Source organism: Gemmatimonadaceae bacterium, assembly GCA_030647905.1.
In the GTDB taxonomy this organism is placed as follows: Bacteria; Gemmatimonadota; Gemmatimonadetes; order Gemmatimonadales; family Gemmatimonadaceae; genus UBA4720.
Genome location: JAUSJA010000026.1, coordinates 493,897 through 516,951 on the forward strand (window position 1 = coordinate 493,897; position 23,055 = coordinate 516,951).

The following is a 23,055-nucleotide window of genomic DNA, read 5'->3' on the forward strand; positions in this document are numbered from 1 at the left end:
TCCTCGGCTGCAGAATGAGTGATTCGTACGGATTTCCCGACGGTTTTCTCTGGGGTGCGGCCACGTCGGCCTACCAGATCGAGGGATCGCCGCTGGCAGATGGTGCGGGAGCGAGCACCTGGCACCGCTTCTCGCACACACCAGGGATGACGACGAACGGAGAGACGGGCGACGTCGCGTGCGACCACTATCGCCGGTACCGGTCGGACGTCGGCCTGATGACGGAGCTGGGGCTCAAAGCCTACAGATTCAGCATTTCCTGGAGTCGCGTGTTGCCCGAAGGCACCGGTCGCGTGAATGAGGCCGGACTCGATTTCTACTCGCGACTGGTGGACGCGCTGCTCGAGCATGGAATCACGCCGAATGCGACGCTTTATCACTGGGACCTTCCCGCCGCGCTCGAGGACCGCGGCGGCTGGCTCAATCGAGACATCGCGGAATGGTTTGCTGACTACGCGACGATCATGTTCGACAGGCTCGGCGATCGCGTACCGATGTGGGCGACGATCAACGAGCCGTGGGTGATAATGGATGGCGGCTACATGCACGGAAAACTCGCGCCTGGCCATCGCAACATGTACGAAGCGCCGATCGTTTCGCACAACGTGCTTCGCGCTCACGGGCAAGCGGTGCAGGCGTTTCGCGCCAGTCAGAGCTCGGGGAAGGGTCAGATAGGAATCGTGGTGAATCTTGAGCCCAAGTACGCCGGGTCGGATTCTGCGGAGGATCTTGCCGCCACGGCACGGGCCGACGCCTACATGAATCGCCAGTATCTCGATCCCCTCGTGCTCGGCAAGTATCCGGACGAGATGGCGGAGATATTCGGCGATGCCTGGCAGGAATGGTCGCCGGGCGACATGCGGCTGATCAGGGAGAAGATCGATTTTCTCGGAATCAACTACTACACCCGCAGCGTGACCCGCCACGATGAGCACTGGCTTCCCGTTCGCGCGAGCGGCATCGCTCAGCCGCGCCACGTTCACACAGAAACCGGATGGGAAGTGTACCCCGAGGCGCTCACGCGTGTCCTGCTCTGGGTCAAGGAGCGGTACGGCGACATGCCGCTCTACATAACGGAGAATGGGGCCGCCTTCTACGATGCTCCGGCGCCGATTGACGGCGTGGTCGACGATCCGTTGCGCGTCGCTTATTTGCGGGGACACCTGCGTGCAGCGCGAGAGGCGATGCGGCAGGGGGTGTCGCTGCACGGATACTACGCCTGGTCTCTCCTCGACAACTTCGAGTGGAGTCACGGAACTTCGAGGCGCTTCGGGATCGTCCACGTTGACTACGCGACGCAGCAGCGCACGATCAAGTCGAGCGGGGCTTACTACTCGAGCGTGATCCGGACGAACGGGGCGGCGCTGGACGAATAATCGAGCGGTGCTCTTCACTCGCTCAGTACCGGAACGTGATGACAGCGGGAAGGCTGCGCACGACGACTTCGCCCGCGCCCGGGGTCACGCCGGCTCCGTTCACCAGCACCTGTCGCAATGGGCGATCCGACGGTGAGCGAACGACTAGTCCTCCGGAGGGAATCCGAATACCGGTTTCAATCCTGATTTCCAGCTCTTCGCCGGCCGCGCGCATGTCGTAACTCAGGGGGCCGTAGTGCGTGGAAAGTCCGTGGAGGCTCACACCGTTTTCCTCGCGCACCCATTTCTCCGGTATGCCGGCCCCGATCACGAGCGAGGAGTCGGACTCGCGCTCGTATGCGAACATGTCGAGAGTGGACCGGATGAAGTCAGATCCCACCCACGTGTGCGGCATGTCGCCGATGAAATTCGGAGTGAGCGAATCGCGCCAGACCACTTCGGCCCACTGATGCCATGCCTTTGGTCGCTGGTACTGGAAAAGGAAATCCGCGATCTCGTGGGGTTCGCTCCTATATCCCATCCGAAGAAACGTGCCGACGACCCGCCACTCGTAGGGCGTGTAGATCTCCCACGAATTGGCGTCATCACGCCGAGTCAAGAAGTTCTCGTAGTACTTCAAAAACGTGCGGGTGAGAGCTGGCTGGGGAAGATAGGCCAGCTCGTCCGCCGGATTCACCGCGATGGTCGTGGACGTGGCGTCGAAGTCTCCCAGCTCAGCCGCACCGGGGATGTAGTCGATCCTGTGCTGAACCATCGAAAGCCGAATCGACGCATAGAAGTCCTTGCGGAAATCGTCGCGCACGGCTGCATAGCGAGTTGCCTCGGGCTTGCCGAGCGTCTTCGCTATCTCCGCGGCGTCCTTGAATCCTCGCAAGGCGAAGAAATCGTCCCAGTAGGAATGCATCGGCTTCGCCGAATAGCCTTCGTGACTGATGGACTGCGGCATGAGACCGAAGAACACCCGCTTGTCGCCGGAGCGGTATTCCCCGGTCGTTAGCGAAAGGCGGAGGGAATCCATGAACGCGAACGCGCGGGACACGTTCGGCCACGTTCTCTCCAGCAGCTGCCGGTCTCCGGTATGCCGAAAATATTCGGCGATCAAATAGATGAATTCGCCGTGGCTGTCGTTCTCGGGGACGGGATCGGCGCCGCGCGCATCCACGCAGCAGGGAATCTTGCCGTTCTCGAACTGGAAGCGGGCATACCAGTCTATGAAATCCCGTACTTCCCCATATTGACCGAGCCGCAGTAGCGCGGCTGAGGTGAGCGCGCCATCGCGGATCCACGAGCGCTCGTATGATCGCGATCCCGGTTGAATCGCGGGTCCGTCACGGTTGATGAGGATGTAGGCGAGATTTGCCCGAATTGTACTGGTGAATCGCGATGCCGAAGAAGGGAGTCGGATGTCTACGCGGCCGAGCTTCTCCCGCCATCCCGATTCGACCGCCTCGAGCTGGCTGCGCACCCAGTTGCGTCCGCACTGCTCGAACGATGAGCCGCGTAAACAGGAAGGTCCAGCGGCGTGCAGCGGAATCGCGACATCAATCGTGGAGTCGGAATTGGGCCGAAGCCGGACGTCCCAGGCGAGCGCGCCGGAGACCCGTCCGAGCTGATCCTGAACACTGGTTGCGGATGGCAGCCGCGACAGCCGAAGCATGTCAACGATATTTCCCTCGTCGAACGACATCGCTCCGAAGCGGGATGCGGGCGTAAGAGGGATCACGGTGCGATCGGCGTTGACCTGAACGCGGCGCCCGTCGTACGAGATGCTGTCAATGGTCGCCACGCCACCCTGCGTGTTCAGGAACTGCCATGGCGGATTCACCTGGAATGGCCTGATCGCCAGATATAGCGTCGCGCGCTGAGGCAGAAACGCCGGATTGCGAATGCGATAGCGAGCATAAAGAACCGACGAGTCGGGTGCTCCGGCAGCGAAGGCCGTGACGGTCATCTCGAGTCGAGGTGTTTTCCACGTGACATAAGGGATGGGCAGGTCATTGCCCACCGATCCGGCGATTCTCGACGCGTCGTTCCAGGTGATCAGTCGTCCGTCGGTGAAAAGGAACGGCTCGACGGAGAACTGTCCCTTGCCCGATTCGAGCGTGCCTTGCTCGTCAATGAGCGCTTCGCGGGTGTCTCCACTCACTCCGATCACCGTCCAGTACGACTGCTTTCCGGAGAAATACCTCGGATAACTCCCGGACGGGGCGTCGCGCGCAACGGCCGAGAAGAAGTCGTTCTTCGTCGCGGACCAGGCGAGCGGCTTGACCGAGATTTCCTTCAGACCGATGACGTAGGGGGCCGATGTCTTGAACTTTGGCTGGGGTGAAAAAGCAAGACGGATGTAGCGTGCGTCGGACTCGGGGAGATAGAGGTAATCCCGCGATGCCATGCTGCGTCCGACGGTGTAGACCTTCGAGAACGCCGTCCCGTTGACTGATGTGCTGACCGCGTATGACGCCGGGCGGAGATTCTTTTCCCAGTCGATGACCAGTCCGCCGAACTCCCTCCGCTTGAGGAAGTCGATATCCAGACGCTTATTACCGGACTCTCCTCCCAGGGTCATCCTCGGCTGAAGATTGTAGACGCCCTGAGGCTCGAGTGGCGTCAGCTCGAGGTCGTCGATCCAGACCGTACCCTTGCCTCCGGTACCGGCGGTGATCGCGATCTCGATGCCCGCGACCTCCTTCATGTCTCCGCCGCCGAGCGGTCCCCACGCGAAGGTGATGTGCCGCTTCTTCCGTGTGATCTTTCGCCACTCGGCCGGGAAGAAAAATTCCGGCTGATTGGACCACCACACATTGTCGCCGCTCGGATCGATCAGCTTGAACTCGAGCGTGTTCACCGGAGCCTCGCCGCGAATCGAGAACGAGAACTCATAGTTGGCGGGCAGCGCCAGCTTCACGTCGCGGTGAATGACGGCGTATCCGCCGTGTCCATGAAAATCGAAGTCGAGCCGCATGGACTTGCCGCGCGCGCCCATGTCCTGTCCGATGCTCAGCGAGACATCATCGGAAGGAACCGCTTTCCATCCGGCGACGGACTCGAAGTCGTCGATGACGATTTCGGGCTGAAGCAGCAGCATCGCGGCGAGAGCGGAGAAAAGCGCGATCATCCTTTCACGCTGCCCGCCATGACGCCCTGGATGTAGTACCGCTGAAGGAAGAGAAAGACGAGCATGACCGGAACGACCGTTATCACGGAGCCGGCCATCATCAGCTCCGTGTCCTGCACGTGCTCGCCGGCGAGATTCGCGAGCGCCACGGGAAGCGTGTAGCGGGACTCGTCGCTCAAGACGATGAGAGGCCACATGAAGTCGTTCCAGGTTGCGAGGAAGGTCCAGATGGCCAGAGTCGCGAGGATCGGAACGATTCCCGGAACCACTATCGACCAGAAGATCCGGAACTCGGATGCGCCATCTACGCGAGCGGCGTCGAGCATCTCGTCGGGGATGGCGAGCGCGTACTGGCGAACGAGGAATATTCCGAAGATGCTCGCCAGCCCGGGGATGATCACGCCCCAGTACGTATTGATCAGCCCGAGGTTCTTGAGGAGGAGAAACAGCGGAAGCATGGCGACCTGAACGGGAAGGACAAGGCCTGTGGACAGCGCACGGAACAGCCGGTCGCGTCCTCTGAAGCGCAGCTTCGCGAACGCATAGCCGGCCAGCGAATTGATGGCGAGCGAGCTCAGCGTCACCACGAATGCAACGAACGCGCTGTTCAGCAGGTACCGCCCAAGGTTCAGGCGCGTGAACAGATCGACGTAGTGATCGAAGGTCACCCGGCTCGGAAAGAACCGCGGAGGAAATGAGCTCGCCTCGCCCGATGGCATCAGCGAGGCGGATACCATCCAGACCATCGGGAGGAGAGCCATGACCGCGCCGATCAGCAGGAGCGCGTAGAGGAGAACGCGCGCGAACCGTTCGCGCTGGCGCGCGGATGACATCGGGTCGCGGTGCAGGGTGGCGGTCATGCGCGCTCTTTCTGGAGGCGGAACTGCACCAGCGTCGCCAGCAGTATGACGATGAAGAGCACGAACGCTATGGCCGCGGCGTATCCCATCCTCCACCAGCGGAATCCTTCCTCATACATCAGAAGCACGACGCTCGTCGTGCTGCGAAGCGGACCCCCCTGCGTCATCACGTACGGCTCGGCGAACAACTGGAAGTAGCCGATCATCGTGATGACCGTCACGAAGACCAGGGTCGGCGACAGCATCGGCAAGGTGATGTTGAAGAAGCGGCGGAAGGGGCCGGCTCCGTCGATCGCGGCCGCGTCATACAGCTCTTCGGGAATCGCCTGAAGCCCGGCGATGAAGATGAGCATGTTGTATCCGAAGCTCTTCCAGACCGCCATGAGGATTATCGCCGGCATGGCCCAGTGCGGATCTCCGAGCCAGTCGATCGGGGCGATGCCGATTGCGCCGAGGAGGTAGTTGAAGAGGCCGTAGCGCGTGTGGTAGAGATAGCGCCAGACGATCGCGACGGCGACGAGGGTCGTCACGAAGGGAGTGAAATAGATTGTGCGGAACAGTCCCTTGAACCGCACGAGCTTCGAGCTCAACAGGAGAGCCGCTCCGAGCGAGACGGCGATGGTGAGCGGACCGCCGACAAACGCGAAATAGAAAGTGTTCCTGAGAGCTACCCAGAAGTCGTGGGTTCGAAGAAGGCGTGAGTAGTTCGCCAGTCCGACGAACCGCGTGTTCCCGGGATCTGCTATTCCGTACAGATCGAAATCGGTGACACTGAGGAGGAGAGAGGCGGCGACGGGTAAGAAGAAGAACACCCCGATGAGCGCGAGAGCCGGCGCGAGAAAAAACCAGGCGGCGGTATTCGCCTCTGAGGGGATTCGAAGCCGCGAAGTCTTCACCTTGCCGCGACCGACCGACGCGACAAAAGCCATCGCCGTTTCTCGAGAAGATTGTCGACGTCGCGATCCAGTGCCGTCATCGCCTGCTTTGGAGTCTGCCGGCCACGCACGGCCCGCTCTCCATGCTCGAAGATTTTCGTGGCGATCTGCTCCCACTCGGGCACTTGTGGTGTGGGAACGACGCGCTCGAGCTGCTCACGGAACGCTGCGGCGTAGCGATTTCCGGCAAGAGACGAATCCATCCATGCGGTGCGGCGGGCCGGGAGATCGCCGGTCAGATGATGAAATTCCACCTGTACATCCGTACGGGAGAGATACTCCATCAGAGCCCAAGCTTCGCGCTTGTGCTGGCTTCGCCGGAACAGCGACAGAGTTGCGCCGCCGGCGAGGGAGACGCCGGGCCCGTCCACACCCGGAAGTGGAGCGGTCATCCATTTGTCCTGCATGTTCTTCGGCAGGCGGCTGCTGAACTCTCCGATCTGCCATGGACCGCTGATGTACATCGCGATGTTTCCGCGCTCGAACTCCTGGTAGAGATTCGATATCTCGGTGCCGCTCAGAGCTGGAGCGAGGCCGTCGCGAAAAAGGCTCACGTAGAAATCGAAGCCCTTGAGGAACTGCGGCTGACTGAACGCGCCGAACCGTCCCGCGTCCCGCAGCAGCGGTGATCCCGCCTGAAGTCCGAGAATCACCACCGGCGGCCACTCAGTGATGGGTATCAGCAGGGGATACTGATGGGCTCCCATACGTGACTTGATCCGGCGCATCGCTTCCTGCCAATCGGCCCAGGTCGACGGCATCCGTTCGTAGCCCGCATTGGCAAGCAGGTCCGTTCGATAGAAGATGACGCGGGTGTCTACGTACCAGGGAATGCCGTAGGTAGTGCCGTCCACTACGTTGGTGCTCCAGATTCCGGGGAAATAGTCGCTACGTACGACGTCGCGTGAAGCCGCGACTCTCTGGTCGAGCGGCTCGAGCGCGTCCAGGGCAACGAATTCCGGGACCCAGGTATTGCCGAGCATCGCAATGTCAGGCGTTGCGTCTCCTACAAAGGCAGTGAGCAGCTTCTCATGCGCGGCTGACCATGGGATCTGCTGCACATCCACCTTGATTCCGGGGTGCTCACGCTCGAACGCTGGAACGAGCTGCGATACGACTTCGCCTTCGCGACCCATCGCCCACAGTCGCAGTGTGGTCTGCTGATCGGTCGACGCGGGTGAGCAGGCTATACCCGCGGAGAGGACAGCGAACATGACGGAGGCCTGGATGAATGCCGCCCGTCTGCAGCACGCCAGGAGCAATCTCCGGCTACTGATCGAGCCACCCACCGGTGAAACCGGCCCGCTTCAGTCCGCGCACGATGTGCGGGTTCTTGCGCATGGTCCGCCAAATCAGGTCGGAGCGATAGTTCTCGATCATGGCGATGATCGGTCCCTGATCGATGCCCAGGTAATCCGTGTCGAACCAGCCGATTCCGCGAACCACCCGCCCGTGTTGCGGCTTGATGTCGAGGTCGAAAGTGGGGTTGAACGAGTCCACGAACCCGTATGTCGAGAACAGATCGTCGCCGTACCTCTCGCGCATCGCAACCAATGCAGGTATTGCAATCTCGGGTGCGAACGCCACCGAGCCTCCGGCAGCGGTCGGAGCGAGCGTGCCATCATCACGTATCTCTCCCGCCGCCGCGCCGCGCGCCGAATACGTCCAGAACAGTCGCCGGCGTCCGCCAATATCGAGCGTCGTATCGAGCGGCCCGTCAGCCGCGGTGAGTCCCCAGATGTCCGGTCCGTAGTCCTTCCACGCGCCGGGATTGGCGATTGCGTACGCGCGCTGCGAGTAAGTCGCTCTCCTCGAGTTCTCGAAGTAGTCGATTCCTTTCCCCCGCATGTACTCGTCGCGGATTCCGCGGAAATCGATCCAGATGTGAGAGTACTGGTGTCCGAACAGCGGCGCGAAGTTCAGGTGCGAGTACCCCTGAAATTCGCCCCACCTGTAGGTCGAGGTGAACCCGCTCCACGCGGAAGGATCGATCGGGTAGGTGGGAGAGCCTAGCGCGAGAACGTAGAGGATCATTCCCTCGTTGAACCCCCGCCAATCGGATTCGACGAACCCCCGCTCCGGCCGCCAGCCCATGTTCACAAGCGGCGCATTGGGGCGGATCCATTGCCAGTCTACGCGGAAGTAGAGCGAATCGGCGTACGCGCGGATTGCCGTCTCGGTGGGATCGGGGCCGGTGAAATACGACTGACTGAACAGCGCACCTGCGAGAAGAAGAGATGTATCTATTGTAGAGAGCTCCACCTGCTCGAACCGCTTTCCTGTCTCCATGTTGAGGAAGTGGTAGAAGAAACCCTTGTATCCGCTGACGTTCGTTGCCTCCGGTCCCTGCGGTGCCCGGTACATGAAACGCAGCGTGTTCAGCGTCCGCTCGGCCGCTTGTTCGCGCGTGACATATTTGTGCTCGACGCCGACGGGATAGGCGGTCAGCGCGAATCCGATGGCGGCGACGCTGGAGAAGCTCTTGGTGGGCCAGCGATCGGGACTCAGACCTGTCGTGTGATCGCTCCGTTCCCAGAACCAGGCGAACGTGCGCTGCTGGAGCGTATCGAGGAACGCCTGCTGGCGTGGGGTAATCTGCGCCGACGGTTGTGTCGGCGGCGGAGCGACGGGACCGACCTGCGTCGCCGTGCAGCCAGCGGCGACGAGCAGCAGAGTGAGCGGCAGCCGCTCGAATGCCTTACGAAAACGACTCATGTGGCGATCTCCATCTGGCCGCGGTCGCAAAAATCAGAGGAGCGGCCGCAGGGCACCGTAATCGGTACCCTGCGGCAAAGAAGCTAGAAGTTCAATTCTGCACCCAGCTGGTACCTCCGTGCGTCGGTGACAATGCAGTCGGGACTGCCGAAGTCCTTATCGCTTCTATTGCCGGTCTTGTAGCAACCGAAGTTGTCGCGGTTCAACGCGTTGAAAAGGTCGAGCGTTATGCCAAATGCCGTCGTCGTTCGCCCGAAGCTTGGGAAGTCCTTCCGGAACCGCAGATCGAGGTTCCGATAAGGGAACGTGCCCGGCACAGTGAAGCCTCCGCGTTCCCACTGATTGCCTGTAGTTCCCTCTCCACAGAACCGTTTCGGACATCCGATGTCCATCTTGTACTTGCCGCCGAGCGTCAACAGCCCGGAGAACTGAATCCCGAAGGCGTACGGTAGATCCGTGATCCAGTTGGCAACGACGCGCTGTTTCTCATCGTTGGACGGGTGCTTCGGAATGCTCAAGGCGTTGGGGAAAGCGAAGTCATCGTTGAGACCGTCGACACCCTGCACCGAGCGATTGGCGTAGGTGTACGCCAAGCCGACGCCCCAACCGATCGAGCTCTCGGAAACGCGCTGGTACGGCCGATCCACCTGGACCTGGATGGCATCGTACCATGTCTTCTTGTCGTTGGTCGAATAGATGAAGTTGCTGAAGCCGTGTGCGCCGATGTTGAAGTCGCGGCAGCACCGTCCGTCCGGATTGACGCCGACGTTCGCCCAGTTAAGCACCATCTGGTCCTCGCCCTCCACATTCGCGTACGTGGCGGAGATCGCGAAATCGCCAAGAAGCTGACGGATACCCACGTTCATCTGCGTCGAGTACGGCACCTTCGCCTCGCTGTCGATCAGCCAGGCCTCCGGCCGGCCCGAAGAGTGGACCAGCGCATCCAGAGTTGCCTTGTCGGCACTGAGATAGGTATCGCTCCACGCCACCTGCCCCGCGCCAGGCGCTACCCCCTTGGGCGCGAACCGCACCGTGAACTCGGGATGGCTCAGCTTCAGCTTCTCGTCTACCGCATAGAGATCGAACGGTATGCGATCGTAGTAAATGCCCCAGCCGCCGAAGACCGTCGTTCTGCTGTTCTTATCGACCGCGTAGGAGAAGCCGAGACGCGGTTGAACGGCGCCATAGAAGGGCTTGCGATTGCTTCCCGTGCTGATGTAGCGGCTCAGATCGAGTGGAGTGATGAGTTGACTGTTGTAGCGGGTAAGCGTGTCCACGACCATCTGTGGTGTCACGTAATCGCGGTTCAGCATGTGGGACTCATAGTCCCATCGTACGCCTACATTGAACGTCAGCCGCGGGACCGGGCTCCAATCGTCCTGCAGGTAGACGCCGAGCTGATTGTTGCTCGTATTCAAATTTCCGTCGCCTGTGCCGTACACCAGCTGAAACGGCGACCGGAAGCCGTAGTTCACCCCGTTTTCGATATTGCTGTACACGAACTCGGGCGTGTTCCGGTTGCCTTTGAAGATGTCGTACTTCACGAAGTCGAGGCTCATACCACCCTTGACGATGTGCTCTCCGGCCATCTGGAATCCGGAGTAGGTGACGTCGTCACGCAGGCCAAGCCGCTTCTGTATGAAGTCCTGAGTGCTGAGGTTGCTGCCGATTCGTGCTTCACCATTCGGGTAGAAGATCAGGCGCGAAGGCATTCCCGGAGTATTGGGTGCCGGATTACGGCGGAAGCGCGAGTAGTCGACCTTCGCTTCGTTGAGCAGTGGTCCGGAGAAGTAATTGTACTTCAGCTGCCCGATGGAAACGTTCTGTCGGAAGTCCACCGCGGACTGGAATCCGACGTTTCCGCCGAAGTCCCGCACATCCGTCTCGTTACGATGGCTGAAGCTGAGCTCGGCCGAGGACTTGTCACTGATGGCGTCGGTCAGCTTGCCGAAAAGCAGCGTCTCACGGAAAGGTGACGTGAAGTTGCCGTTGTACTGTGTGAGATTGACCGAGTCCAGCGCCGCGATCCCGGTCGGGGGAGTGGCGAAGCTCACGCGGTTTGCGCGGTCCTGGTAATTCCCCTCGTACGAACCGAAGACGTGAATCTTGTCCTTGATAATGGGACCGCCCCCACTCAGGGCGGCGAGAGTTCGCTTGTAGTCAGGCTTCTTGAACGCCGGATTATTGTTCTTGTCGCGGCGCTGGAAGCTGTCGAGCCCTACCATGCCTTTGTTCTGGAAGCCGAACAACGCATTGCCAGTCCAGGTGTTGCCTCCCGACTTCGTCGTCGCCGTAATGATGGCGCTGGAGGCTTTCTGGTATTCGGCTTTGAAATTCTGACTGATGACCCGGTACTCCTGGATCGCGTTGCGCGGGAATGGATTACCGCGGCTTGCGTCCTGGCCGGCGACGCCACCGGCAGTCAGATCGTTCTTGAGGCTGGTGCCGTCAACGAAGAGGTTGACCGAGTTCGCCGACTGACCGCCAGCCGAGAAAGTTCTGAACTGTCCGTTGACTCGATCTTCCGTGACCGTGATGCCAGGGGTAAGCGCGGCGAGGTCGAGAAAGTTGCGACTCGGAGTCGGCAGCTTTTCGATCTGCGCCTGCGTCACGTTGGTGGCCACCTCGGAGGTGCGGGTCTCGACGGTGGGCGCCGCCTGAATGAGCACCGTCTCAAGCTGCGCCGCCTGCTCCGAGAGGGAGAAGTCCTGGATCTGTGTCGCACCGATCTGAACGACCACGACCCGCGTTTGCGGCGCACTGCCTATCCGGCGAATGGTCATTTCGTACGTCGCCGGGGCAAGGCCGGCCAGAGTGTAGGAGCCGTCGTCTCGGGTCATGGTGCCCCGCTGCACTCCGGTCGCGGGGTTTCTCAGCTGGATCTGCGCGCTGCTCACGGCGGTTCCGCCGGAGGTCACTGATCCTCGAATGGTGCCGGTAGTGGTCTGCGCAAAGGCACTGGCCGCCGTCAGGGTGACGAGAGCAATGACCGCGAGTGCGACCGCTCGACAAAATCGCTGCAGCTTGAACTTGTCCGTAATCATTTACGTATCTCCGGTTGTTGTGGTGTTGCAACGAGCCATCTGCGTTCACGAGCGAGGGACTTCAGCGCGGTTTTCCGACGTGACGAATCGGGGGCGGTCGCTCGGCGTATGGCGCGCCGGTTGATCGGCGGACGACGAGCTCGGTGGGCACGCGCACGTGCTGGCGTGCGTGCTCGTTCTTGTGTGTGATCGCATGGAGCAGGATCTCGACAGCCCGCGCTCCAAGATCCGAGATGGGGACCCTGACCGACGAGAGCGGGGGATCCATGTAGCGCGCGAGCGGGATGTCGTCGAATCCTGCGACAGCCATGTCCTCTGGGACGCGCACGCCCGACTCCCGAAGCGCACTCAGCGCCCCTATCGCCATCGAGTCGTTCGCTGCGAAGATCGCGGTGGGGCGGGGCTTCGCCGCAAGGAGCTCCAGAGTGGCGGCGTATCCGCCGGCTTCGGTAAAGTCTCCGTCGAGCTCGAGCGATCGCTCCGGCGCAATGCCCGCCTCACGCAGCGCAGTGCGATATCCTCGCAGTCTCTCGGCAGCGTCGTAGTTCCCGGGCGCACCCTTGATGATCGCGATTCGCCGGTGGCCAAGTGAGATCAGGTGTCTGACCATCTCGCGGGCGCCGCGAGAATTCTGGATGATGACGGAATCGGCGTCATGGCCTATTGACGCGGAGCAGAGGAGGACGACGGGCAGGCTGGCGGGAACGTTGAGGAGCGAATCGGCGTTGATGTCAGGTGACATCAGCAGTACGCCGTCAACGCGCCCGCGCATGGCGCGCATGGCTTCCTCGGTCTCGGTGCGGCCCTCCCAGGAGCGTGAGACGAGAATGTGATAGCCGCTGCGGCGGGCAGTGAGATCGATCCCGTGGATCAGCTCGGAGAAGAACTCGCCAAAGAGGTCAGGGAGCAGCACGCCGAGCGTGTTTGTCCGGTTGGTGATCAGGCTGCGTGCTCCGCCGTGGGGTGCGTAGCGAAGAGCGGTGGCGACGTCCCTTATCCGGCGGGCGGTCTCCGCGCGCACGACTGCCGCGTCGTTGAAGACGCGGGACACGGTCGCTACGGATACGGAGGCCTCTCGTGCAACGTCCTTTATTGTTGCCATCGCCCCACGGGTTGACGGACAGGCCAGAATGTAATCGTTTACATCCGGACGCGTAAGAAGTTTTTTTTCAACCCTCTCTGCCCGGGCTATCAGAAGACCATCCTCGTCAACGCGCTCCCTTGACGGGGACCCCGCGGTCCGGATGCTGGACACGGCCAATACGCCGCTGCCGAGGATCGCGGTCCTCGGCCAGGTTCCTTATACCACCATCGTGAGCGGTGCCGGGAGTGGGGTGAGCCGACACGGCGACATCGCGGTTAATCGGTGGAGAAACGACAGCACACGCGACGCCTACGGACAGTGGTGCTATCTGAGGGACGTGCGGACGGGGAGAATCTGGTCCGCGGGTCATCAGCCGGTCTGCGCGGACTCTTCCTGGTACCGCGTGGCGCTGGCGAATGACCGTGTGACGTTTCACCGCCGCGATGGGAGCTTCGAGACTCTTACCGAGATAGTCGTCGTTCCCGGCGCGCCCGCCGAAGCGCGGCGGGTCGTCGTCTCGAACCTGTCGGACGCCGAGACGGAGATCGAGCTCACGAGCTATCAGGAGATCGTGCTGGCACCGCCTGTCTCCGACCGGGGACACCGCGCGTTCGGCAACCTGTTCGTGCAGACGGAGTGGCTGCCCGGGAGCGGATCCATTCTCGCCATGCGGCGGCCGCGCTCGGCGAAGGACAAGCCGGCGTGGTGCGGTCACACCATCGCGGCGGGCAGCGTCGGCAGCAGCTCGATCAGCTGCGAGACCGATCGTGCGCGTTTCATCGGGCGCGGACGCTCGTCGCGGAATCCAGTCGCGATGGACAATCCCGGCGAACTGTCGGGTACTGTCGGCGCGGTGCTCGATCCGGTTGTCGCATTGAGGACGAGGCTGCTCATTCCCGCTGGCGAGTCGGCGCGAGTCATCTTCACGACCTTCGTCGCCGAGAAGCGCGATGAGGCGGTGCGGCTCGCCGGTTTCTATCATGTCATGGGCGATGCGGAGAGAGCATTCGATCTCTCTGCTGCGGAGGGAGAGCGGGAGCTTGGCGAGCTGGGTATCACTGCCGTCGCTGCGGCCGCGTATCAGGATATGGCTGGCGTGCTGCTCTACGGATCGCCTCCAGCGGGCGCGCTCGCGGCAGGACGCGGGGACGACGAACCGGGACGGGCTGAGCTCCTCGCGATGGGGATCACCGGGGAGTGGCCGATCCTCCTTGCAACCGTACAGACACTGGACGGCGTAGCTCGCGTGACGGAGCTCCTCACGTTGCATCGGTACTGGCGGTGCAAGGGAATCGCCTGCGATCTCGTCATTCTCTGCGGGGTGGCTCAGAGCGATCAGCAGCTGAAGGATGAGGTCGTCTCGATCGTGATCGCGTCCGGTGAAAGCGACCTGCTCGATCAGCCGCGGGGCGTGTTCGTCCGCCGAAGCGACGCGCTCCGGCCGAAGGACGTCGAGCTGCTGGGGTCGAGCGCGCGGATTCGAGTGGACTGCAGCGGACCGACAATGATCGAGATCGCCGATGGCTGATCGGGAGGATGCGAGCTTGCCCGGTCTGGCGTGCTTCAACGGGCTGGGCGGATTCAATGCTCGAGGGGAATATGAGATCAGGCTGAGCGGCGAGCAGCTTCCTCCCGCTCCGTGGACGAACGTGATCGCCAATCCCTCGGGCGGCTTTCTCGCGAGCGAAAGCGGAGCCGGCCCGACCTGGGCGGTCAACAGCAGCTTTTTCCGCCTCACTCCGTGGGAAAATGATCCGGTTTCGGATCCTCCGGGGGAATGCATATATCTGCGCGACGACGACAGCGGCGACATATGGACGGCCACGCCGGCGCCGATTCGCGAGACGACGCGCTACACGACGCGTCACGGCGCCGGCTACTCGGTCTTCGAGCACACTCACGACGGAATCGTGACGAATCTCCGCGTGGGGATGCCGGAAGCCGACACCGTGAAAATCCAGGTGCTGTCCCTCACGAATTCGGGACCGCATTCCCGGAGAATCACGATCACCAGCTACGTCGAGTGGGTGCTGGGCATAGACCGCGAGAGGACGCAGGGCCACGTGCGGATCGAGATGCTGCCCGACAGGAGTATCATGCTTGCATCGAACACTTTCGAGGCGGAGCTGGCGAGTCAGGTGGCATTCTCGGTCCTGGGTGAACGGTTGTCGGCATTCTCCGCCGATCGCAGGAGCTTCATCGGGCGCAACGGAGCGCTCTCATCTCCAGCAGCGCTTCGGCGTGACGGCCTCGACGGAAGCGTCGACGGTGTTGCCGACCCGTGTGCCGCGCTGCAAACGCGTCTCGAGCTCGTGCCCGGCGAGACGCGCGAGGTAACCATTTTGCTGGGCTCCGGGAATGGCCGAGAAGAGGCGCTCACGCTGGCGGAGCGATACAGGGCGCCGTGCGATGCGAATGCCGCTCTCGATCGGTCGGCGGCGGGATGGCGTACCCGACTGGGCACGATCCGGGTGACGACGCCGGAGCCGACGTTCGATCTCATCCTGAATGAGTGGTCGTTGTATCAGGCATTGTCCTGCAGGATGTGGGGCAGAATCGCGTTGTACCAGTCGAGCGGGGCGTTCGGATTCAGGGACCAGCTCCAGGACGTGATGGCGTTCGTTTACGCGGAGCCGCGCCTCGCCCGCGATCATATCGTCCACGCTTCGTCCAGGCAGTTCGAGGAAGGCGACGTTCAGCACTGGTGGCATCCACACAGCGGAAGGGGCGTACGGACGCGTTTCGCGGATGACCTGATCTGGCTGCCCTACGTGGTCAATCATTACATGCGAGTCGTTGGTGATACTTCGATCCTGGACGAGAGAACCCCGTACCTGAAATCGAGGCTCCTTCAATCGGACGAAGACGAGCTGTACGAGGTGCCCGATGTCTCGGAGTGCGTCGAATCGGTCTACGATCACTGCGTGAGGGCGCTTAGGCGCGCGTGCACCGTGGGCGCGCACGGGCTTCCGCTGATCGGTGGCGGCGACTGGAATGATGGGATGAACCGGGTGGGCAAAGAGGGGAAGGGCGAGAGCGTATGGCTCGCCTGGTTTCTCTGCATGACGCTGCGAGAATTCGCCGGCCACTCGAGGGCGCGAGGCGATCACGTGGCCGCGGATGAATTCACGGCGCTGGCAAATTCGTACAACGAGGCGGTGGAAAGGACGTCGTGGGATGGAGCCTGGTACCGGCGTGCCTATTACGACGACGGTGCACCTCTGGGCTCGCGTGACAACGCGGAATGCAGGATTGACTCGATCGCGCAGAGCTGGAGCGTTATCTCGGGGGCAGGCGAACCCGATCGCGCCGTTATGGCCATGCAATCGTTCGACGAACATCTCGTGCGTGACGACGCGCGCCTGCTGATGCTGCTGACGCCTCCTTTCGACCGGGGGGCGCACGACCCGGGGTACATCCAGGGGTACCTTCCCGGCGTACGCGAGAATGGAGCCCAGTATACTCACGCGGCATTGTGGGCAGTGCTTGCCACCGCGATGCTCGGCAAGGGAGACCGGGCGTTCGAGCTCTACCAGATGATCAATCCGGTGACCCACGCGTTGAGCCCGGAGGCGGTTTCCATCTACAAGGTAGAGCCCTACGTCGTCGCCGCCGATGTGTACACGGCCGAGGGACATCTTGGGCGCGGAGGGTGGACCTGGTACACGGGCTCTGCCAGCTGGCTTTATCGCGTGGGACTCGAGGCAATCCTCGGGTTCACCAAACGCGGAGGCACATTGAGCGTGGATCCGTGCATTCCCTCAGTCTGGCGGGAGTTTGCGCTCGAGTACCGGCATGGAGGGACATCATACTCGATCACCGTCAGGAATCCGGACGGGGTGCAGCGCGGTGTGGCTTCGACGACTGTCGGCGGCGTCCGGATCGAAGGCCCGATCGAACTGGTGGACGATGGCCGCCGTCGCGAGGTGGTCGTAACACTCGGGCGGTGAAACGGCCGGCCCGTCTCGCTGAAGGTCAGTCGATTTCCATCACTCTTCGGCCATGAACGGGTACCTGTAATCCGTCGGCGGAGAAAAGGTCTCCTTGATGTTCCGCGCGCTCACCCAGCGGGTGAGGTTGAGCTTCGATCCCGCCTTGTCGTTCGTCCCCGATCCGCGGGCGCCGCCGAAAGGTTGCTGGCCCACCACTGCGCCAGTGGGTTTGTCGTTCACGTAGAAGTTTCCGGCAGCATTGCGCAAAGCCACCGAAGCAGTGCGCACCGCGGCGCGATCGCGCGAGAACACCGCGCCGGTGAGCGCGTACGGCGACGTCCGGTCAACCGTCTCCAGCGTCTCCTCCCACTTGGCATCGGGATAGACATGCGCAGTAACGACGGGCCCGAAGATCTCCTCGCAGAGAAGCTTGTACGCCGGATCGCGCGTCTCGATGAGAGTCGGTTCGATGAAGTATCCATCGTCGCCGTGCGCTCCGCCGCCGGCGATGATCCTTGCGTTGGCGCGGCCGTGCGTTATGTACTCGCCGATCTTGTCGAACGCTTTCCTGTCGATCACCGCACCCATGAAGTTGCGGAAATCGGCGGGGTCGCCCATCCTGATCTCCTCCATGATCGCGACGGTGCGGTCGCGCACTTCGGGCCAGATTGACTCCGGCACGTAGATACGGCTCGCCGCCGAGCATTTCTGGCCCTGGTACTCGAATCCGCCTCTGGCTATCGCGACTGAGAGAGCGATGGGATCGGCCGAAGGGTGCGCGACGATGAAGTCCTTGCCGCCTGTCTCGCCGACGATGCGCGGATACGACCGATAATTTGACATGCTCGCCCCGATCGTCTTCCACATGCTGTTGAAGACACCGGTGCTTCCGGTGAAATGCACCCCGGCGAGATCGCGGTGTGCGAGCAGCTTGTCGGAGATCATCGCCGCGTCGCCGGGGACGAAGTTGATCACACCCGGCGGAAGTCCCGCTTCCTCGAGCAGCTTCATCAGGTAGTACGCGCTGAGCGTGGCGCTCGACGCGGGCTTCCAGATCACCGTGTTCCCCATCAGCGCCGGCGCGGTGGGGAGATTCCCCGCGATGGAGGTGAAGTTGAACGGCGTCACCGCGTAGACGAATCCTTCGAGACCGCGGTAGTCGAGCTGGTTCCACATGCTGTGATCGGACAGCGGCTGCTCGTCGTAGAGCTGCTGCGCGTAGTACGGATTGAACCGCCAGAAGTCTATCAGCTCGCATGCGGCGTCAATCTCCGCCTGAAACGCCGTCTTCGACTGGCCGAGCATGGTGGCGGAGTTGATCGTCGCGCGCCACGTAGTGGTGAGGAGCTCGGCCGCCTTGAGGAATACCGCGGCGCGATCCTCCCACGACCAGTTGGCCCAGTCGTGCTGCGCTTCGCGCGACGCGGCGATCGCGGCATCCACATCAGCGGCGGTGGCCTTGTGCCAGTCGGCAAGAACATGATGGTGATCGTGCGGCATCACCGACTGTGCCACATCTCCATTTCGCGCCTCACGTCCGCCGATGATACACGGAACGTCCGGCTTCTCGTGCGACATGGAGCGAAGGCGGTCCTTGAGCGCGGTGCGCTCGGGAGATCCGGGTGCGTAGCTCTTCACCGGCTCGTTCACCGGGGGCGGCACGCGGCGATTGCCGTTGAATCCGGAGACGACGCTCGTTGCGGGGGAGTGGGTGGAGGCGGTCATGCTCGTGGTCCTCTGTTGTGGTGCCGATGTGCTCTCAAAGATACCAGTCGCGGGAGTGGCGGCGAACCTCCGTGCATCATTCGCCGCGCGCCGAATAGCTTTAGGGATGCGAAGAACAGCCGGCGGCCTTCTGTTCACCGTCGTCCTCGCCGCGTGCGGCGGAGAGGCGGTGCAGTGGAGCGACATCGTCTACAGCGGCGCGCCCCCGGAGCCGCTGGACGCTCCGGCTGAGACCGTCGAGCCGTCGCTCGCCGCGGGAGCGTGTCGCGCATCGCTTCGGATCGCGTCGGCGGGCGGTGATTCGTTCGCTACATGGTGGCAGGTGCGCCAGGATTCGAGCGTGATGCTGATGGTGTCCCGCGCGGAGCGCGAGCCTGGCGTCGCGTGGTCTCCTCCAGTGATCGCCGATTCCACCGATCATGGCGTGAGAGGCTGCGGGCGTCCCGCGCCCGCCATCGCGGCTGACGCGGTGAGCGGTTATGTGCATCTCGCGTACTTTGCCGAACCGACCAGCGGCGCGGGACTGTTCTTCGCGCACTCGATGGACAGCGCCGCGTCATTTCACTCCCCGGTGCCGATCGTGTACGGTGAAAATCCGTCGCGTGTGAGCGTCGCCGCGGAGGGCGACAGGGTCGCGGTCGCATACGAGGATCCGAACGCAGGGCAGCCGCTGATCGGCATCGCCCTGTCGGCCACGATGGGTCACATCTTCGAGAATAGACTGAACGCGACGAGCGACAACGGGCGCGCGCGGCAGCCGGTGGTGCGACTGGCGGGCGATTCCATCCGGCTGTGGTGGAGAGAGTACTCTCCGTCTCCGACGGTGAACGCGACGCGGCCGATGTACCGTGCTGGCAGATGGGACTGAGCAACGCACGGGGCCGGGAAACTACGGTTGCACTTTTGTTCTGGCGATCTAGCTTCGCCCCTTTGCGGCAATGCGTCGCAACCGTTCCGCGCCGGGTGCGGAGCGTCACCCCGGCATGGAGAAGCGGAATGCACCGAATCGGGAAGCAGCTCTCAGCGTTGATCACTGTCGCGGCGCTCGCCGCTTTCGTTCCAGCGTCAGGCGTGAGCGCGCAGGAGAATCTCGCGAGCCGGTTCACGGCGGGTGCCTTCGGAGGAATCTCCCTTCCCACTGGTGACCTCAAGAACGAAGCGAACGTGGGCTGGCACGCCGGCGCGATGGTCAAGGCCGATGTGTACGGCGCGCTCGATCTGCGGCTCGACGGCGCGTACTCGAAGTTCGGTAAGAAGGACGTGGATCTGGGCACGGCCAAAGTCACGACGAAGACGGGCATTGTGCTTGGAACGCTCAACGCCGTGCTCAACCTGGGTACCGATTCGGCCGCCTATCCCGGCGACAATACAGTTTCTCCCTACATCATCGGGGGATACGGAGTGTACCGGTTCAGCTTCGACGATGTGTGCTCGGGCTCCTGCACGGGATTCAACCTTGTCGGCGACCACACGTATCGCGGTTTCAACATCGGCGGCGGCGCCACTGTGCCGATCAGCGGGATCAGGACGTTCGTCGAGGCGCGATATCACCGCGTCTCCATCTCCAGCAACGAGGGCGGGAACAGAACGATGCTCCTCGCGTCATTCGGCGTGAAGTTCAGATAACCCGACGGACGGCAAGCATGCTTCCTGCCTGAGAACCGCACATGGCCAGATTCCTCGGTGCGCACACGATAAACAACGGCGGCATCCACATGGCGGTGAAGCGCGCCGGCAACGCGGGAATGACCGCGATGCAGCTCTTCACGGCGATTCCGAAATACTATGGCGACAAGGTCTCGATAAAGCCGGAGAGAGTGGAACGGTTCAAGGCGGCGCTGGCGGAGACCAGGATCCGTCCGGAGAACATCGTTGTGCACGCGGCCTACGTTCTGAACGTGGCCACGTCTGATGACGAGAAGTGGATGCGCGCCGCGGGAGGACTGATGAAGGAGCTTGAGCGCTCGAGCGCGCTCGGCGTGGGCACGGTGTGTTTTCACCCGGGGTCCGCGGGCACGAGCGAGAGGTCGGATTCGGCGAAGCGCATTGCTCTCGCGATTACCAGGGCGCTCGAAGCGGTCGATTCATGCACCCGTCTTCTCATCGAGAATACCGCCGGCGCGGGCCGCACCATGGGGAGAACGGCCGAGGAGATCGCGGAGATTCTCTCGCACATTCCGAAGGCGGTGAGAGGGCGGACGGGCTACGGGCTCGATACCTGTCACCTGTTCGCGTCGGGATACGACATCTCGGAATCGAAGAAGACGTTCACGGCGATACTCGATGAATTCGAGGAGAAAATCGGCGAAGCGCCGTCATTCTTCCACCTGAACGACAGCGAGGGCGCGCTCGGCTCGAACAAGGACAGGCACGTGCTGATCGGAGAGGGGCAGATCGGCAGGGATCCGTTCGACTGGCTGATGCAGGACCCGCGGTCGAAAGACGTGCCGCTGATTCTCGAGACGCCTCAAAAGAACTACGACATTGGTGACGACGATCCGTCTCCCGATCCGTACGATGTACGGATGATGGAGCTTCTCTCCTCGTAGAAACCCCGGTTTTCCCTCTTGCAATTGGCTAATGCGGCTATACTTTGCCTCGCGAGACGGCGCACCGGCCTCGGTGTAAACGGGCCACCCCGATTCAATCACTCAGGAGAAGCGATGGCAACTGCGAAGAAGAAGAGCTCGGCGAAGAAGTCCTCGAAGTCAGTAAAGAAGACTCCCGCCAAGAAGAAAGCTCCCGCCAAGAAGAAGGCTCCCGCCAAGAAGAAGGCCGCGAAGCGCGTGCCGAGCGCGGCATTCATGAAGCCGATGATGCCGAGCGCAGCGCTGAGCATGGTAGTGGGAACTGCTCCGCTTCCGCGCACCGAAGTCACGAAGAAGCTCTGGGCCTACATCAAGCGGAAGGGACTCCAGGATTCGAAGAACCGTCGCATGATCAACGCTGACGACAACCTCCGCCCCGTGTTCAACGGCGTTAGGCAGGTCTCCATGTTCGAGATGACCCGCCTCGTCAACAAGCACCTGAAGTAGACAAGCACATTGGCTGTCGCGTCGAACAAGGGGCGTGCTCAAGAGGCGCGCCCCTTTGCGCAGCGGTCCGCGCTGCGCCGGTTCTGGGAGAATTTCAAGGCGCTGCTCAGCGCTCTCTTGTTCTTCATCGTTCTCCGCACCTTCATAGTTGAAGCGTATCGGATTCCGTCGGGGAGCATGATTCCGACGCTGCTCGTCGGCGACTGGCTGTTCGTGAACAAGCTCGTGTACGGGCCCCATGTCCCGTTCACCAGTATCACTCTTCCGGGTTATCGCGATCCCCAGCATCGCGACGTCGTCGTGTTCAAGTCACCGACGCAGGCTGATCAACTGTGGGATCCCAATCCCACTCTCGTGAAGCGGCTGATTGGAATGCCGGGAGACACTCTCTACATGCGGAAGGGAGTGCTTTTCATAAACGGAGTGCAGCAGCGGCAGCCGGGCCCGGTTCCGGCGGACCAGGTGATCGATTCGATTGATCCGCTGTTCGACTGGCAGAAGACGCTTGGGCTTAAGGCATCGAGGTTCGGCCCGGCACCGGCGCAGCCCACGCACGATAACTGGGGACCACTGATCGTGCCGGCGGGGCACTACTTCATGATGGGCGACAGTCGCTACAACTCGAAGGACAGCCGCTACTGGAGCTTCGTCCCGAGGGAGAACATCCGCGGCCAGCCGATGTTCGTGTACTATGCCTACAACGCCGACGACAGCGATCGCCCTCTTCCGTTCATCACCGACATCCGCTGGAGCAGGATCGGGCACTGGATCCACTGAGCTCGGGCCGCCCGATCCGGATTTCTATTCGGCGACGAGTGCGAGCGGCCTGGTGAAGGTCGAGTCGAACGTCACAGCACGGTGATAATCGTCCGGGCGATAATCCGGATCCATGACCACGTAGCGGTCGCCCACGCGAAGGATGTGCACCTTGCGGTCCGGCGACTCCGCGTGCAACGCTCGTCCGTACGCGATCGCGGCGCGAGCGCAGAGAGCAGGATCACTCACCGGCTTCACGTCACGCGACTTGACGCGCATCACGTTGTATACCGCGAGGGTGCGCTCGGCGATTGCGTCCCTGCGTCTCATCAGCGACGTGAACAGCCGCTGATTGTACCGTGCCCCAGGCGCCGGACGCACGCAGCCAGCTTCGTGGGTGGCCGGAAACGCCACGGGGCTAAGCGCCAGAATCGGCGTCGCCGCGACGGCCGCGGCAATCCAGAGTCGAGTATGCATG

The 23,055-nt window shown here is 62.2% G+C and carries 17 protein-coding genes; 8 read left to right on the forward strand and 9 right to left on the reverse strand.

The window, feature by feature from the left end; genetic code table 11:
* Window positions 1–14 precede the first annotated feature (14 nt).
* Window positions 15–1,376, forward strand: a complete 1,362-nt coding sequence (locus Q7S20_08510; GenBank protein ID MDO8501873.1) for a GH1 family beta-glucosidase — start codon at window positions 15–17, stop codon at window positions 1,374–1,376.
* 22 nt (window positions 1,377–1,398) lie between these two features.
* Here the strand turns inward: Q7S20_08510 and Q7S20_08515 are convergent, their stop codons facing one another.
* The 7 genes from Q7S20_08515 to Q7S20_08545 all read right to left on the reverse strand — a co-directional run bounded on the left by Q7S20_08515 (window position 1,399) and on the right by Q7S20_08545 (window position 13,147).
* Complete coding sequence (locus Q7S20_08515; protein MDO8501874.1) at window positions 1,399–4,491, reverse strand: hypothetical protein; 3,093 nt, start codon at window positions 4,489–4,491, stop codon at window positions 1,399–1,401.
* On the reverse strand, window positions 4,488–5,351 hold the full coding sequence (locus tag Q7S20_08520) for a carbohydrate ABC transporter permease (protein ID MDO8501875.1): 864 nt from the start codon (window positions 5,349–5,351) through the stop codon (window positions 4,488–4,490). Before Q7S20_08520 ends, Q7S20_08515 begins: the two co-directional genes overlap by 4 nt.
* Window positions 5,348–6,280, reverse strand: coding sequence for a sugar ABC transporter permease (locus Q7S20_08525; protein MDO8501876.1), 933 nt, complete (start codon window positions 6,278–6,280; stop codon window positions 5,348–5,350). The genes Q7S20_08520 and Q7S20_08525 overlap by 4 nt, the downstream gene beginning before the upstream one ends.
* Window positions 6,244–7,500, reverse strand: coding sequence for a sugar ABC transporter substrate-binding protein (locus Q7S20_08530; GenBank protein ID MDO8501877.1), 1,257 nt, complete (start codon window positions 7,498–7,500; stop codon window positions 6,244–6,246). The genes Q7S20_08525 and Q7S20_08530 overlap by 37 nt, the downstream gene beginning before the upstream one ends.
* A 55-nt stretch (window positions 7,501–7,555) precedes the next feature.
* Window positions 7,556–9,001, reverse strand: coding sequence for a glucoamylase family protein (locus Q7S20_08535; protein ID MDO8501878.1), 1,446 nt, complete (start codon window positions 8,999–9,001; stop codon window positions 7,556–7,558).
* Window positions 9,002–9,084: 83 nt separating this feature from the next.
* The gene (locus Q7S20_08540) at window positions 9,085–12,045 is read right to left on the reverse strand and encodes a TonB-dependent receptor (GenBank protein ID MDO8501879.1); all 2,961 of its coding nucleotides are present in this window, start codon (window positions 12,043–12,045) and stop codon (window positions 9,085–9,087) included.
* A 61-nt stretch (window positions 12,046–12,106) separates the two neighbouring features.
* Window positions 12,107–13,147, reverse strand: coding sequence for a LacI family DNA-binding transcriptional regulator (locus Q7S20_08545; GenBank protein ID MDO8501880.1), 1,041 nt, complete (start codon window positions 13,145–13,147; stop codon window positions 12,107–12,109).
* Between the two features lie 142 nt (window positions 13,148–13,289).
* Between Q7S20_08545 and Q7S20_08550 the strand changes: the two genes are divergently transcribed.
* Together Q7S20_08550 and Q7S20_08555 are read left to right on the forward strand one after the other, a co-directional pair.
* A complete protein-coding gene (locus tag Q7S20_08550) occupies window positions 13,290–14,657 on the forward strand; it encodes a hypothetical protein (protein ID MDO8501881.1) in 1,368 nt (455 codons plus the stop codon).
* A complete protein-coding gene (locus Q7S20_08555; protein ID MDO8501882.1) occupies window positions 14,650–17,079 on the forward strand; it encodes a hypothetical protein in 2,430 nt (809 codons plus the stop codon). The genes Q7S20_08550 and Q7S20_08555 overlap by 8 nt, the downstream gene beginning before the upstream one ends.
* Window positions 17,080–17,118: 39 nt before the next feature.
* Here the strand turns inward: Q7S20_08555 and pruA are convergent, their stop codons facing one another.
* Window positions 17,119–18,786 carry an L-glutamate gamma-semialdehyde dehydrogenase gene (gene pruA / locus Q7S20_08560; protein ID MDO8501883.1) on the reverse strand — a complete coding sequence of 556 codons (1,668 nt, stop codon included), beginning with the start codon at window positions 18,784–18,786 and terminating at the stop codon, window positions 17,119–17,121.
* 106 nt (window positions 18,787–18,892) lie between these two features.
* On the opposite strand from pruA, the gene Q7S20_08565 reads away from it, so the two are divergent.
* The 5 genes from Q7S20_08565 (at window position 18,893) to lepB (ending at window position 22,598) form a co-directional block, all read left to right on the forward strand.
* A complete protein-coding gene (locus Q7S20_08565; GenBank protein ID MDO8501884.1) occupies window positions 18,893–19,654 on the forward strand; it encodes a hypothetical protein in 762 nt (253 codons plus the stop codon).
* A gap of 128 nt (window positions 19,655–19,782) precedes the next feature.
* Window positions 19,783–20,412, forward strand: coding sequence for a hypothetical protein (locus tag Q7S20_08570; protein ID MDO8501885.1), 630 nt, complete (start codon window positions 19,783–19,785; stop codon window positions 20,410–20,412).
* A 41-nt stretch (window positions 20,413–20,453) separates the two neighbouring features.
* On the forward strand, window positions 20,454–21,335 hold the full coding sequence (locus Q7S20_08575) for a deoxyribonuclease IV (GenBank protein ID MDO8501886.1): 882 nt from the start codon (window positions 20,454–20,456) through the stop codon (window positions 21,333–21,335).
* 114 nt (window positions 21,336–21,449) lie between these two features.
* Window positions 21,450–21,821 carry an SWIB/MDM2 domain-containing protein gene (locus Q7S20_08580; GenBank protein ID MDO8501887.1) on the forward strand — a complete coding sequence of 124 codons (372 nt, stop codon included), beginning with the start codon at window positions 21,450–21,452 and terminating at the stop codon, window positions 21,819–21,821.
* A 9-nt stretch (window positions 21,822–21,830) separates the two neighbouring features.
* Entirely contained in the window at window positions 21,831–22,598 is a 768-nt protein-coding gene (gene lepB / locus Q7S20_08585) for a signal peptidase I (GenBank protein ID MDO8501888.1), read from the forward strand.
* Between the two features lie 24 nt (window positions 22,599–22,622).
* Here the strand turns inward: lepB and Q7S20_08590 are convergent, their stop codons facing one another.
* Window positions 22,623–23,054, reverse strand: coding sequence for a hypothetical protein (locus Q7S20_08590; GenBank protein ID MDO8501889.1), 432 nt, complete (start codon window positions 23,052–23,054; stop codon window positions 22,623–22,625).
* Between the last annotated feature and the right edge of the window lies 1 nt (window position 23,055).

Coding starts and splice junctions, on each gene's coding strand:
- Q7S20_08520 (MDO8501875.1), bottom strand. CDS start 5,351: ATGACCGCCACCCTGCACCGCGACCCGATGTCATCCGCGCGCCAGCGC.
- Q7S20_08590 (MDO8501889.1), bottom strand. CDS start 23,054: ATGCATACTCGACTCTGGATTGCCGCGGCCGTCGCGGCGACGCCGATT.
- Q7S20_08525 (MDO8501876.1), bottom strand. CDS start 6,280: ATGGCTTTTGTCGCGTCGGTCGGTCGCGGCAAGGTGAAGACTTCGCGG.
- Q7S20_08565 (MDO8501884.1), top strand. CDS start 18,893: ATGCGAAGAACAGCCGGCGGCCTTCTGTTCACCGTCGTCCTCGCCGCG.
- Q7S20_08545 (MDO8501880.1), bottom strand. CDS start 13,147: ATGGCAACAATAAAGGACGTTGCACGAGAGGCCTCCGTATCCGTAGCG.
- Q7S20_08535 (MDO8501878.1), bottom strand. CDS start 9,001: ATGAGTCGTTTTCGTAAGGCATTCGAGCGGCTGCCGCTCACTCTGCTG.
- Q7S20_08540 (MDO8501879.1), bottom strand. CDS start 12,045: ATGATTACGGACAAGTTCAAGCTGCAGCGATTTTGTCGAGCGGTCGCA.
- pruA (MDO8501883.1), bottom strand. CDS start 18,786: ATGACCGCCTCCACCCACTCCCCCGCAACGAGCGTCGTCTCCGGATTC.
- Q7S20_08555 (MDO8501882.1), top strand. CDS start 14,650: ATGGCTGATCGGGAGGATGCGAGCTTGCCCGGTCTGGCGTGCTTCAAC.
- Q7S20_08510 (MDO8501873.1), top strand. CDS start 15: ATGAGTGATTCGTACGGATTTCCCGACGGTTTTCTCTGGGGTGCGGCC.
- Q7S20_08515 (MDO8501874.1), bottom strand. CDS start 4,491: ATGATCGCGCTTTTCTCCGCTCTCGCCGCGATGCTGCTGCTTCAGCCC.
- Q7S20_08530 (MDO8501877.1), bottom strand. CDS start 7,500: ATGTTCGCTGTCCTCTCCGCGGGTATAGCCTGCTCACCCGCGTCGACC.
- Q7S20_08580 (MDO8501887.1), top strand. CDS start 21,450: ATGGCAACTGCGAAGAAGAAGAGCTCGGCGAAGAAGTCCTCGAAGTCA.
- Q7S20_08570 (MDO8501885.1), top strand. CDS start 19,783: ATGCACCGAATCGGGAAGCAGCTCTCAGCGTTGATCACTGTCGCGGCG.
- Q7S20_08575 (MDO8501886.1), top strand. CDS start 20,454: ATGGCCAGATTCCTCGGTGCGCACACGATAAACAACGGCGGCATCCAC.
- Q7S20_08550 (MDO8501881.1), top strand. CDS start 13,290: ATGCTGGACACGGCCAATACGCCGCTGCCGAGGATCGCGGTCCTCGGC.